This window comes from Enterobacter cloacae complex sp. IR5403 (assembly GCF_049238705.1).
In the GTDB taxonomy this organism is placed as follows: domain Bacteria; phylum Pseudomonadota; class Gammaproteobacteria; order Enterobacterales; family Enterobacteriaceae; genus Enterobacter; species Enterobacter hormaechei_C.
In genome coordinates, this window is the sequence record NZ_JBMKHP010000006.1 from 234,982 (window position 1) to 247,773 (window position 12,792).

Here is a 12,792-nt window from a genome sequence, read left to right on the forward strand (position 1 = left end):
CTTTTCACAAAATGTTCTAACTCAGTCATTCTTTTAAAGAAAATCAGGGATTGGGATGGACGCTTTGAAATGATTGAGCTATGTTTAAAAAGTCTTTGATTACAGGGCGCGGCAACGCACCCTGCGGGCAGTGAGGTCAGGTGGCGCTTCATTTGACAATTCGCATAACTGTGCAGATTGTTATGGAGTAACACCTGAATTTGTGCGGCGGATCGAGACACGTTTAAAAATGGCTTGCCATATTAAACGTTGTGTGTGATAACACGTTTTGGGTCAAACGAGGTACAGTTCTGTTTATGTGTGGCATTTTCAGTAAAGAAGTCCTGAGTAAACACGTTGTCGTTGAATACCGCTTCTCTGCCGAACCTTATATTAGTGCCTCAAGCAGTAATGTCTCAGTTTTATCTATGTCAAAGCCCGCGGGCTAAGAAAACACTCTAAGGAATTTTGCAAATGGCAAAGATTAAAGGTCAAGTTAAGTGGTTCAACGAGTCTAAAGGTTTTGGTTTCATTACTCCTGCTGACGGCAGCAAAGACGTGTTCGTACACTTCTCTGCAATCCAGGGTAACGGCTTCAAAACTCTGGCTGAAGGCCAGAACGTTGAGTTCGAAATTCAGGATGGCCAGAAAGGCCCAGCTGCGGTTAACGTAACTGCTATCTGATCGAATCACTGCTGACTGAAGCGCTCAGCGCTTCGATCTCAGACATAAGCCTCGCCGATGCGGGGCTTTTTTATTCGCTTATTTTTCAAAATATTACGTAATCCTCCGCTGTTATTATCTTGTTGCAAACCCGCGAGATTATTAGCATTGTTTTCCCGCCTTATTATCTGCTTTTCCCGTTAAATCAGGGCGTTGATCAACAGCCCTGGGGTTAAGGTGAAAAAAAAGACAATAACCACCACCGGAAACTTTACTCCGGCACGTTTTGCACTTCTGTGTCTCGCTATCTTTTGTAGTCTTGCGTTTCTGCTGGGCCGCGTGGCGTGGCTGCAAATTATCAAACCGGATAATCTGGTGAAGCAGGAGGATATGCGCTCCCTGCGCGAAGTGGCGATAGACGCCCCGCGTGGGATGATTGTGGACCGTGAAGGGCGACCCCTTGCGGTGAGCGTACCTGTCCAGGCCGTCTGGGCCGATCCCAAAACAGTGCTGGAAAAAGGGGGGATCGGTTATGACTCGCGCTGGCAGGCCCTGGCAAATGCCTTACACCTTTCTCTGAGCACGCTCGCATCGCGCATCAACAGTAACCCGCACGGGCGATTTATTTACCTTGCCCGTCAGGTTGATCCCGCCCAGGCAAAGTGGATCGATAAGCTGCGTCTTCCCGGTATCAACCTTCGCGATGAGTCCCGCCGCTTTTATCCTGCCGGGCACGTGGCGGCGAACCTGATTGGCTTCACCAATATTGATGGTCAGGGCATTGAGGGCGTCGAGAAAAGCTTCAATACGCAGCTTACCGGTAAGGCAGGTGTGCGGCTGGTCAGGAAAGATCGCTACGGACATGTGGTGGAGAACCTCACGGAGGTGGCTCCCGTACCGGCACATAATATCCAGCTGAGTATCGATGAACGCCTGCAAACTATCACCGAAGACGCGCTGGATAATGCCGTGGCGTGGAACAAAGCCGAATCAGGCGCGTCGGTGCTGATTAATATCCAGACGGGCGAAATTCTGGCAATGGCGAGCTTCCCCGACTTCAACCCCAACAACCGGGAAGGGGCAACGCTGGATGATTTTCGCAATCGCGCGATCAGCGACACCTTTGAACCTGGCTCGACCGTTAAGCCTCTGGTGCTGATGACGGCGCTACAGCAGGGGCTGGTACAGCCTGACAGCGTCATAGACACGCATCCCTACACCATTGATGGTCATCGTATTCGTGATGTGGGCTACTACCCCGAGCTGACGATGACCGGGATCCTGCAAAAATCCAGTGACACGGGCGTGTCGCGTCTTTCGCTGGCGATGCCCGTGCAACGGTTGCTGGATACCTATAAACACTTTGGTTTTGGCGAGAGTACCGGGCTTGGCTTAACGGGAGAAAGCGCAGGTTTACTGCCGCAGCGAAAATTCTGGAGCCAGTTAGACCGGGCGACCTTTGCCTTTGGGTATGGCCTGATGGTCACCCCCCTCCAGCTGGCGCATGTGTATGCCACCATCGGCAGCTATGGCATTGAACGTCCTCTGTCCATCACCCGAATCGACCCGCCGGTGATTGGCAAGCGGGTGATGCCCGAGGAAATTGTTCACGAGGTGGAGCACATGATGGAGAGCGTTGCGTTACCCGGCGGTGGCGGGATCAAAGCGGCGGTGCGCAACTATCGCGTGGCGATAAAAACCGGAACGGCCAAAAAAATCGATGAACACGGTAAGTATGTGGATAAATACGTCGCCTATACCGCAGGCGTTGCGCCTGCCAGCGATCCCCGTTTTGCGCTGGTGGTGGTGATCAACGATCCGCAAAACGGTGCCTATTACGGCGGGGCCGTTTCCGCGCCCGTGTTCAGCGAAATTATGGGTAACGTTCTGCGCCTGGAAAACGTGAAGCCAGACGGGCTGCCGGCAGATTCTGACCATCTGATCGTGATGCATCACCCAGCCGTTTATAACCCTGGCGAATAGCGGTACACTTCGCCTTTTGGTTTACGCCCTGGAGCTGTCATGTCTTTCAGTTGTCCCCTTTGCCACGCGCCGCTGACGCGCGCGGAGAAAACGTTTATCTGTCCACAGGGACATCAGTTTGACCGGGCGAAAGAGGGCTATGTAAATCTTCTGCCGGTACAGCACAAGCGCTCCCGGGACCCGGGTGACAGCGCGGAGATGATGCAGGCGCGCCGGGCGTTTCTCGATGCCGGGCACTATCAACCGCTCAGGGATGCCGTTGTCGCCTTACTCCGTCAACATCTGACAGAAGGCGCATCCGCCATGCTGGATATCGGCTGCGGCGAAGGTTACTACACCGCCACGTTTGCTGACGTGGCGGCTGAGAAGGGTGCCGAAACTTACGGGCTGGACGTGTCGAAAGTGGCTATCCGTGCGGCAGCCAAACGCTACTCAGCGGTAACGTTCTGCGTGGCCTCCAGCCACCGCCTGCCGTTTGAGGAAGCGAGTATGGACGCCGTGGTGCGTATCTATGCGCCGTGCAAGGCAGAGGAGCTGGCGCGCGTCGTTAAGCCCGGCGGCTGGGTTATCACCGTCACGCCAGGGCCGCGTCATCTGCTGGAGCTAAAAGGGCTGATCTATGATGAAGTTCTCCTGCATGCGCCGCACTCTGAACAGCTGGCGGGCTTTGCGTTGAAGCAGGCGCAGTCGGTCGCGTATGAAATGACGTTGCAGGGAAGTGAAGCGGTGGCGTTACTGCAAATGACGCCGTTTGCGTGGCGGACAAAATCAGAGGTGTGGGAAACGCTGGCAGCGCAGTCAGAATTTCGCTGCCAGACGGATTTCAGCATCCATTGCTGGCAGCGCGAAGGTTAACCCGCGAAATGTGCCCAAAGGATTTGGGCACCAATCCCGATCAACACAATACCGCCCAGAATTTCGGCGCGTTTGCCTAACAGCGGGCCAATGAACCGACCCACCATCATCCCCAGCGTTGACATGATCAGCGTGGCGCAGCCAATCGCCAGCGCGGTGGTGATAATATTGACCTGCAAAAATGCCAGACCAACACCCACGGCCATTGCATCCAGGCTGGTTGCGATGGCGGTTGTCACCAGAAGCCAGAAGCCATGGCGTTGCAGCGGCGCATCGTCTTCATCGCCGTTGCCTCGAAAACCTTCAATTACCATGCGTCCGCCGAGGAACACCAGCAGCACGAAAGCAATCCAGTGATTCCACTCCAGCACAAACTGGCTGGCGAGCATCCCCAGACCCCAGCCGATAAGCGGCGTCAGCGTTTCGATAGCGCCAAAGATGAGACCGGTACGCAGGGCTTCGGAAAATTTAGGTTTATGGAGGGTGGCGCCTTTACCAATAGAGGCGGCAAATGCGTCCATGGACATGCCAAAAGCCAGAAGGATCGTAGCGGAGATATTCATAAGAGCGTCCAGACCGGGGATATCCATATGACACATCACTGCCCCCAGTAAACAGCAGTTGATGTATCTATGGTCTCGCCTGATCGCTTTGGCACAGTAAGTGTGCTGAAAACAATCCGTACGCGCCACGTTTTTCAACGAGTATGTTGACACGTACATTTCCCGCAGGCAGGAAATCGGCTACTCCCCAACGACGGGCGCAACCTTAACATATTTTGAGAATATAAAACAACAACGAAGATGGCTTTATATAGCCACTATATTGATAACGATTTTCATTTAGATTTATGCGTGAAAATATCGTTAATAAATATAAGTTAATTAACAGAGGAGATATAGCACCGGCTATATTGCTGGTTCAAGAATAATGCAATATATAGCCGATGCTATAATGCTAACTCATTGAGTTTTGACGAGTAATTTGTATATCTTTTCCAGGTCATCAATATTTTTGACCTGGATGAGCAGGCGGCGTTGTTCTAATTGCATCACCAGAACGCCGTCTTCGGATAAATTCATCTCTTTAATGCGGTTATATTCTATCCAGACATTGGCGAAGAAGAATCCGTGTTTTTTAAAAATGAGTTTTGGCGAGCGGATCCAGAACAGGTAAATCGCCATTAATGCCAGCGCACATAATAACCATGTGGTTAATATTGCGCCGTGGCTGGTCACATTATTGTAAATCAGGATGACTACCAGACCGGCGAAGATAAACGCATCAATGCGTCCACGGCGTAAGAGGGGAAGGGTCAGCAGCGTCTCGCCGTGGCGGCGAGGCATAATGAACTCGTCATAGATCGCGTAAGCCAGAAGGGCAACAATAAACAAAACCAGTACGGTGTCCGTGACAGTCATTCATCCTCCAGATAAAAAGACCGGGGGCAAGCCCCCGGTCGGTAACGCAGTTTATTACAGACCCAGCAGGCCGACGGCGTAGCCCGCGATACCGATGACGAAGAAGCCAACGATGATCCACAGCGGGTTCACTTTCTTACGCAGCAGCCACATACAGGCGAAGGTTAACAGCAGCGGTACCAGGCCCGGCATCAGCTGGTCCAGAATGGTCTGCACGGTGGTAACGCGTGTCTGACCATCCTGACCGGTGATCGTCGATACCACCAGCGGGATGTTCACGTGCGTCCACTTGTTAACCAGCGCCCCCATTACAAACAGGCCGAGGATTGACGCCCCCTCAGTCAGTTTTTGCAGGAAGCCGCCGCCCATATCCTTAACGATATCCACCCCTTTACGGTAACCGTACGCCACGCCGTAGTAACGGGTCAGCAGACGCACCGCGTTGAACAGGATGAAGAACAGTAGAGGACCGAGCAGGCTGCCGCTCATGGCGATCCCGGCGCCCAGCGCCGCAAAGACCGGACGCACGGTACCCCAGAAGATCGGGTCGCCCACGCCTGCCAGCGGCCCCATCAGACCAACTTTGATACCGTTGATAGCACCATCGTCGATCTCAGCTCCGTTCGCACGCTGCTCTTCCATCGCCAGCGTCACGCCCAGAACCGGCGCCGCAACATAAGGATGGGTGTTGAAGAATTCCAGGTGACGCTTAATTGCCTGACGGCGTGCTTCGTTGTTTTCCGGATACAGGCGTTTGATGGCCGGCACCATGGAGAAGCAGAAGCCGAGCGCCTGCATACGTTCGAAGTTCCATGAACCCTGAAACAGGTTAGAACGGATGAACACGCCACGAATATCACCCGGAGTGAGTTTTTTCTCAGTGGTAGTTTTTGTCATATCAACCATTTCGCTCACCTGTTAGTCCAGTTCGTTATCGAGATCGTTGTTACCAGCAGCCTGCGCAGGGGCACCCGCGACACGGTTGTATTTCGGGCTGAGCTGGATATAAAGAATCGCCATCACCGCACCAATCACACCCAGCGCAACCAGGTTGAAGTTGGTGAACGCAGCGGTAACAAAGCCGAGGTAGAAGAATGGCATCAGGTAGCCCGCGCGCATCATGTTGATGACCATCGCATAACCGACCACCACGATCATACCCCCGGCGATATTCAGACCGCTGGTGACCACTTCAGGGATCGCATTCAGCATGCTCTGAACTTCGCTGGTACCGACAGAGATCGCCACGATAACCGCAGGGATCGCGATACGCATCGCTTGCAGGAACAGGGAAGAAACGTGGATCCAGGAGAGCGCGGTGAGGTTGCCGTTTTCGGCCGCCTTATCCGCCGCGTGCTGGAAGGCAACGGTGATAGTACGGACGATAATGGTCAGCACCTGACCCGCTGCGGCCAGCGGGATGGCCAGCGCGATACCGGCACCAATACTCTGATGACCAGCGATAACCAGAACGGTTGAAATAATGGACGCCAGCGCAGCATCTGGCGCAACTGCCGCACCGATGTTCATCCAGCCGAGGGCGATCATTTCCAGGGTACCACCGATGATGATACCGGTTTTCATGTCACCGAGAACGGCGCCAATCAACGTACAGGCCACCAGAGGGCGGTGGAACTGAAATTCATCAAGTACGGACTCCATACCCGCAATACATGCGACGATGAACACCAGCACAATCTGAAGAGTAGTAATCTCCATTGCACTTCTCCTATTACATAAGCTCTATATGAAAAACCGGCCCGGGCTTATTTCCCCACTTTGCCGATCAAATCCATCATTTTCAGTTTCTGATCCGTGGAAACCTTACGGGCTTCCAGTTCGATACCGCGTGCATTCAGTTTGTTGAAGGCCTCGATATCTTTCGCATCCACTGAAATCGCGTTGTTGACCTGCGTTTTGCCCTGACGGAATGCCATACCGCCAATGTTAACGGAGGTGATTTTCACGCCGCCTTCAACAATGCGTTCGACGTCTGTCGGGTTGGTGAAGAGAAGCATCACGCGCTCACCCGCATATTTCGGGTTGTTGTAAACGCGGATCATTTTGGCGACATCCACGACGTGCGCGGTGACGCCCGGCGGTGCAACCTGGGTAAGAAGGGTTTTACGGACAGTGTCGGCGGCCACTTCGTCACTGACCACGATAATGCGTTGTACGTTGGTCTCTTTGGTCCAGCGTGTCGCCACCTGGCCGTGGATCAAACGGTCATCAATACGCGCAAGGCCGATAACCATGTAATCGTTCGGACCCATTGGCTTCGCCGGTGCTGCCGCCCTTGGCGCAGCAGGGGCGGGGGCAGGGGCAGGGGCAGGTTTTTCAACCGGCTGCGCTTTCAGCGCCTTCACGCCTTCGCGACCGGTTTCCACCGCCAGCGCCACCAGTTCATCAAAACCTGGATTGTCGTCACGCGCCATCAAGGTTTCCACCAACATCGGAATATTCACCCCGGCGACGACTTCATAATGCTCTTTATCGACGACAATGCGGCTGGCAGCGTTGAACGGGCTGCCGCCCCATGTATCCACGAGAAACAGCACGCCTTTGCTGGTATCCAGCTTCTCAAGCTGAGCAGTGTATTTTTCAATCAGCGTCTCGGCATTTTCACCGGGAACGAAATCGATCCAGCCGACGTTTTCCTGCTCGCCCAACAGCATTTCTGCCGTTTTGAGTAACTGCTCCGCAGCCCAACCATGTGTGCCTATGACAATAGCAATGGTCACTTGCTACCTCCTTTTATTATCATTTATACGTCTGCCAGGCAGGCGTACTGAGAATCGTATTGGCGAACCGAATCGATTCAGATAAGGGTTAGAGTTCAAAAAACTAAGACTTCCGCGAATTATTTTAGATAGTGAAAAAATAATTTATGTGATGAAGATCCGTAATTTAGCCACGCCTTACAGATTTTTCTCTAAGATAATCCGCGTGTGTTACAGAAGTTTGCAAAGGAACGTAAATCTTTGCTAAAAACCAATTGTCTCTGATATGTTTAGCGTCCGTTTAATTATTCAGGAGTATAGGGCTACAGCCCACTATATGGACCGTCACCGACGTCAGTCATCTTCCAGGCCATTCCGCGCCTTAATCACCGGCGATCTTCGCCACGCATCGACTCTCATTCCCTTTGAAATGCCCGACATTAGCGGGGCACCGTTTTGTCATTCCTTTAGCAGGAGCGTGTCATGGAATTCTTAATGGACCCGTCAATCTGGGTAGGCTTGCTTACGCTGGTCGTGCTGGAGATCGTTCTCGGTATTGATAACCTGGTGTTTATCGCCATCCTCGCGGATAAGCTGCCGCCGAAACAGCGTGATAAAGCCCGTCTGATCGGCCTCTCGCTGGCGCTGATCATGCGTCTGGGCTTGCTGTCTGTGATCTCGTGGATGGTCACCCTGACGAAGCCCCTGTTCACCGTCATGGATTTTACCTTCTCCGGCCGCGATTTAATCATGCTGGTGGGGGGACTGTTCCTGCTGTTCAAAGCCACAACAGAGCTGCATGAACGGCTGGAGAACCGGCAGCATGATGATGGCCACGGTAAGGGTTACGCCAGCTTCTGGGTGGTTGTTCTCCAGATTGTGGTGCTTGATGCGGTCTTCTCACTGGATGCGGTGATTACGGCGGTCGGCATGGTAAACCATCTGCCGGTGATGATGGCGGCGGTGGTGATTGCGATGGCGGTAATGCTGCTGGCCTCGAAGCCGCTGACGCGTTTCGTCAACCAGCACCCGACGGTAGTGGTGCTGTGTCTGAGCTTCCTGCTGATGATTGGTCTGAGCCTGGTGGCAGAAGGTTTTGGCTTCCATATTCCGAAAGGCTACCTGTACGCCGCGATTGGCTTCTCGATTCTGATCGAGCTGTTTAACCAGATTGCGCGCCGTAATTTTATTAAGCAGCAGTCGAATCAGCCGCTGCGCGCCCGTACCGCCGATGCGATCCTGCGCCTGATGGGCGGCCGTCGCCAGGTGAACGTGCAGGCTGATAACGAGAACCGCAACCCGGTTCCGGTGCCGGAAGGCGCGTTTGTGGAAGAAGAACGCTATATGATCAATGGCGTGCTTTCGCTGGCTTCCCGCTCCCTGCGCGGCATTATGACGCCGCGCGGCGAAATCAGCTGGGTGGACGCCAACCTGAGCGTCGACGAAATTCGTCAGCAGCTGCTCTCTTCGCCGCACAGCCTGTTCCCGGTCTGCCGGGGTGAGCTGGATGAGATCATCGGTGTGGTACGCGCGAAAGAGATGCTGGTGGCGCTGGAAGAGGGCGTTAACGTCGAGGCCGTAGCGGCCGCGTCGCCCGCTATCGTGGTGCCTGAAACGCTGGATCCGATCAACCTGCTGGGCGTATTGCGTCGTGCCCGCGGGAGCTTTGTTATCGTCACCAACGAATTTGGTGTAGTACAGGGCCTGGTGACGCCGCTGGACGTGCTGGAAGCCATTGCCGGTGAATTCCCTGATGCGGATGAAACGCCGGAAATCGTTGCCGACGGTGACGGCTGGCTGGTGAAAGGCACCACCGACCTGCATGCGCTCTCGCACACGCTGGGCGTCGAAAACGTGGTCAATGATGATGAAGACATTGCCACCGTGGCGGGGCTGGTGATTGCCGTTAACGGGCAGATCCCGCGTATTGGTGATGTGCTGGAGCTGCCGCCGCTGCAAATTACCATCGTCGAAGCCAACGACTATCGCGTTGATATGGTGCGTATTGTTAAAGAGCACTCTGCACACGACGAAGAAGAGTAACGCTATCTAGCGTAACGGCAGTAAGGGCACGATGTGTCCGTTGTGACGGGCTGGCGGAGAGTGACTTTCCGCCAGCCATTTCGGAGACTCGCGCAGCGGCATTGGCCGCGCATACAAGTACCCCTGCAAAATATGTACGCTGTGACGGCGCAGGTAGCGTGACTGCTCCTCGGTTTCCACCCCTTCCGCAACCAGTTCAATATTCAGCCGCTGACCCAGCGCAATAATAATATCCGTTACCGTTGAGTTCACGGCGTCGGTGCCGATCGCGGTGGTGAAGGATTTATCGATTTTCAGCACATCCGGATGCAGTTTTTCTAGCCATGAAAGTGAACTGTTGCCGGTCCCAAAATCATCAATCGCAAGTTTCACCCCTTTGCGGTGCAGCTCACGCACGATGCGGTAATCTACATCCAGCAACGCATCGCGTTCGGTTAACTCGACGATCAACTGTTGTACAGGGTTGGCGTTAAACCAGATGCGGTTGAGATCCCGGATCAGCGTCGCGCGGCGAAAATGGCTGGCGGCCACGTTAATGCCGATATGGAAATCGCGCGAGGCCGGGAAATAGCCTATCTGCCGCACCGTTTCGCTGATGACGTAGCGGGTAAGCGGAACAATCAGGTTATGTTCTTCGGCCAGAGGGATAAAGACATCGGGCGAAATCCATCCCTGACGCGGGTTGTTCCAGCGCAGGAGGATCTCGACGCCGACGCATTCCCGGGTGCGGGCATTCACCAGCGGCTGGCAGAAGAGCTCAAACTCCCGGGCCGCAATTCCCATATTGATTTCCCAGGTGAAACTGATGCGCCGCGCGGTGGCGAGCCAGGCGATATAGCCCATCAGTAAGCTGAGCATCAACGCCAGCGGCAACTGGGTGGGCAGATTTTTCAACGCCATTTCGCCAGGCCCGGGGCCGCTCACCGTGACGCTGAAAGGGTAATGCTGTGACGATTGTTCCAGCAGGGAGGCGTTTTCATCGAAGGTCGGCGTAGTCGTCACCTGTTGCCCGTCGCGCAGGAAGTTATTTCCCACTCTCAGGACAACGTCGGTGATCTGCGGCCGCTGTGGCTCGAGAATCATTTTAGTGATGAGATCGATATTCACCACCTCCATCACTCCGTTGTTGCCATCGCCCGCAACGGGAGACCACTGAATCAGTACCGGGCTGCCTTTTACCAGCCACCGGTCGGTCAACAGCAGCAGCCTGGATTCACTGACTGGCAGCTCCGGCACAAACTCACTGACGGGCACATTACGGCTGCCAAAGACGCTTGAGCAATACAGTATTCCGTCTTGAATGAGGGCGATGGAGCGTACGGTCTGGAGGATCGCCGCCTGTTTTCGCAGGATCAGATTTGCTTCGGAACAGGGTATGCCAACCAGTGAAAGTAGCGTTTCCCGCTGGGCCTCTAACGAAAGAAGCACCTTATCAAGCGCACGCACGGTGTGGTGGGTAAAGTCGTGGATCCGATCCTGATTTATGTTGCGCTGTGAAATAAAGCGAATACCCAGCGTCAGGACGAGCGTAACGAGCGCAACCGTGACACAGACGATAACGCGTTTTCGGCGATAGTCTTTAATGATCGTTTGTGCAGTTTGCATGAACGGTCGCCTGTTAAGCACCGGCCGGAAAAGCCAGACGCAACAGTGACAGTGTAGTGGGGAATACGGGAAGCGACGAGACGAGAGGGGAAAATTCGCCCATCCGTTGCAGATGGGCGAAAGGAAGGCTTAGTCGCACTGCACCTTAATGGCCAGACCGCCGCGCGAGGTCTCACGGTACTTCGCGTTCATGTCCTTGCCGGTTTCGTACATGGTTTCAATAACCTTATCCAGCGACACGCGTGGCTCGCTGGTACGGCGCATCGCCATACGTGAGGCGTTGATCGCTTTGACGGAGGCGATGGCGTTACGCTCAATGCACGGCACCTGCACCTGACCGGCAACCGGGTCACAGGTCAAGCCGAGGTTGTGTTCCATGCCGATTTCCGCCGCCACGCAGACCTGCTCAGGGCTTGCGCCCAGCAGTTCTGCCAGACCCGCTGCCGCCATGGAGCAGGCCACGCCCACTTCACCCTGACAGCCTACTTCGGCACCAGAGATGGACGCATTCATTTTGTACAGTGCGCCGATAGCGCCTGCCGCGAGGAAATAACGGATATAGATGTCCGGCGTCACGGGCTCAATAAAGTGATCGTAATAGGCCAGCACCGCCGGAACGATACCGCACGCGCCGTTGGTTGGCGCCGTCACCACGCGACCACCCGCGGCGTTCTCTTCGTTAACCGCGAGGGCAAACATGTTCACCCAGTCGACCACGTTCATTGGGTCATTGGAGAACTTGTCGGTAGTGACCAGCATGCGGCGCAGAGCAGAGGCACGACGCGGCACGCGCAGTGGCCCAGGCAGAACACCCTCGGTGTTCATCCCGCGGTCAATACAGGCGCGCATGGTTTGCCACACGTTAGCAAAATAGTCTTCAATCTCTTTCTTGCTGTGCAGCGCCAGTTCGTTCTGCATCACCATGCCGGACAGGGACAGACCGGTCTCTTTGCAGTAGCCCAGCATCTCGGTGGCCGATTTAAACGGATAGGGCACATTGACGTCGCCCGCACTCTCTTTACCAAAGTGTTCTTCGTCAACGATAAAGCCGCCGCCGATAGAGTAGTAAGTTTTGCTGTAGATCTCTTTTTCGCCACTCCAGGCGTGGATGGTCATGCCGTTTTCATGCAGCGGCAGGTTGTCGCTACGAAAACGCATCCCGTCATCCTGCGGGAAGTCCACTTCGTGCTGACCGTTAGCCAGCAGCAGGCGTCCGCGCGTTTCCACGTCGCGGATAAATGCCGGAATGGCATCAATATCAACAGTGTCCGGCATATTGCCTGCCAGACCCATAATAATGGCGATATCGGTGTGGTGGCCTTTACCCGTTAATGACAGTGAACCGTAAACGTCTACGGCGACACGGGTAACGCTTTCCAGTAATCCTTTTTCGACCAGATCATCGACGAACTGTTTACCGGCCTTCATCGGCCCTACAGTGTGGGAAGAGGAAGGACCAATCCCCACTTTGAACATGTCGAATATACTAATCACTTTCACACTCCTGACAGGGTTACTGGGGT

The 12,792-nt window shown here is 54.4% G+C and carries 12 protein-coding genes, 1 pseudogene and 1 riboswitch; of the genes and pseudogenes, 6 read left to right on the plus strand and 7 right to left on the minus strand.

The genetic code is table 11. The features are described 5' to 3' along the window. Positions 1-296 precede the first annotated feature (296 nt). The 4 genes and pseudogenes from ACOTW6_RS11485 (at position 297) to rlmA (ending at position 3,480) form a co-directional block, all read left to right on the plus strand. A pseudogene (locus tag ACOTW6_RS11485) lies at positions 297-441 on the plus strand (DUF2627 domain-containing protein). 12 nt (positions 442-453) lie between these two features. Then, complete coding sequence (gene cspE, locus ACOTW6_RS11490; protein ID WP_001062678.1) at positions 454-663, plus strand: transcription antiterminator/RNA stability regulator CspE; 210 nt, start codon at positions 454-456, stop codon at positions 661-663. Positions 664-879: 216 nt separating this feature from the next. After that, positions 880-2,625, plus strand: coding sequence for a peptidoglycan glycosyltransferase FtsI (gene ftsI / locus ACOTW6_RS11495; RefSeq protein ID WP_121478821.1), 1,746 nt, complete (start codon positions 880-882; stop codon positions 2,623-2,625). Between the two features lie 39 nt (positions 2,626-2,664). Continuing rightward, the gene (rlmA, locus tag ACOTW6_RS11500) at positions 2,665-3,480 is read left to right on the plus strand and encodes a 23S rRNA (guanine(745)-N(1))-methyltransferase (protein ID WP_121478822.1); all 816 of its coding nucleotides are present in this window, start codon (positions 2,665-2,667) and stop codon (positions 3,478-3,480) included. Here the strand turns inward: rlmA and mntP are convergent. From mntP to manX, 5 genes are all read right to left on the minus strand, one after another. Next, on the minus strand, positions 3,477-4,043 hold the full coding sequence (gene mntP, locus ACOTW6_RS11505; RefSeq protein ID WP_139157934.1) for a manganese efflux pump MntP: 567 nt from the start codon (positions 4,041-4,043) through the stop codon (positions 3,477-3,479). The two genes, rlmA and mntP, sit on opposite strands and share 4 nt — an antisense overlap. 1 nt (position 4,044) lies before the next feature. Next, a riboswitch (yybP-ykoY riboswitch) is annotated at positions 4,045-4,244 on the minus strand. A gap of 198 nt (positions 4,245-4,442) precedes the next feature. Beyond that, positions 4,443-4,901 carry a DUF986 family protein gene (locus ACOTW6_RS11510; RefSeq protein WP_121478824.1) on the minus strand — a complete coding sequence of 153 codons (459 nt, stop codon included), beginning with the start codon at positions 4,899-4,901 and terminating at the stop codon, positions 4,443-4,445. A gap of 54 nt (positions 4,902-4,955) precedes the next feature. Further along, on the minus strand, positions 4,956-5,807 hold the full coding sequence (locus ACOTW6_RS11515; protein ID WP_006810994.1) for a PTS mannose transporter subunit IID: 852 nt from the start codon (positions 5,805-5,807) through the stop codon (positions 4,956-4,958). A gap of 12 nt (positions 5,808-5,819) precedes the next feature. Next, positions 5,820-6,620 carry a PTS mannose transporter subunit IIC gene (gene manY, locus ACOTW6_RS11520; RefSeq protein ID WP_063868486.1) on the minus strand — a complete coding sequence of 267 codons (801 nt, stop codon included), beginning with the start codon at positions 6,618-6,620 and terminating at the stop codon, positions 5,820-5,822. 47 nt (positions 6,621-6,667) lie between these two features. Further along, the gene (manX, locus tag ACOTW6_RS11525; protein WP_121478825.1) at positions 6,668-7,642 is read right to left on the minus strand and encodes a PTS mannose transporter subunit IIAB; all 975 of its coding nucleotides are present in this window, start codon (positions 7,640-7,642) and stop codon (positions 6,668-6,670) included. A 316-nt stretch (positions 7,643-7,958) separates the two neighbouring features. Between manX and ACOTW6_RS11530 the strand changes: the two genes are divergently transcribed. Together ACOTW6_RS11530 and yoaE are read left to right on the plus strand one after the other, a co-directional pair. After that, positions 7,959-8,117 (plus strand): protein YoaL, encoded by a 159-nt coding sequence (locus ACOTW6_RS11530; protein WP_370883315.1) that lies wholly within the window; start codon positions 7,959-7,961, stop codon positions 8,115-8,117. Next, positions 8,105-9,664, plus strand: coding sequence for a CNNM family cation transport protein YoaE (yoaE, locus tag ACOTW6_RS11535; RefSeq protein WP_006810992.1), 1,560 nt, complete (start codon positions 8,105-8,107; stop codon positions 9,662-9,664). The genes ACOTW6_RS11530 and yoaE overlap by 13 nt, the downstream gene beginning before the upstream one ends. A gap of 6 nt (positions 9,665-9,670) precedes the next feature. Here the strand turns inward: yoaE and ACOTW6_RS11540 are convergent, their stop codons facing one another. Both ACOTW6_RS11540 and sdaA read right to left on the minus strand, forming a co-directional pair. Then, the gene (locus tag ACOTW6_RS11540; RefSeq protein WP_421766255.1) at positions 9,671-11,269 is read right to left on the minus strand and encodes an EAL domain-containing protein; all 1,599 of its coding nucleotides are present in this window, start codon (positions 11,267-11,269) and stop codon (positions 9,671-9,673) included. A 129-nt stretch (positions 11,270-11,398) separates the two neighbouring features. Further along, entirely contained in the window at positions 11,399-12,763 is a 1,365-nt protein-coding gene (gene sdaA / locus ACOTW6_RS11545) for an L-serine ammonia-lyase (RefSeq protein WP_003859920.1), read from the minus strand. Positions 12,764-12,792 lie beyond the last annotated feature (29 nt).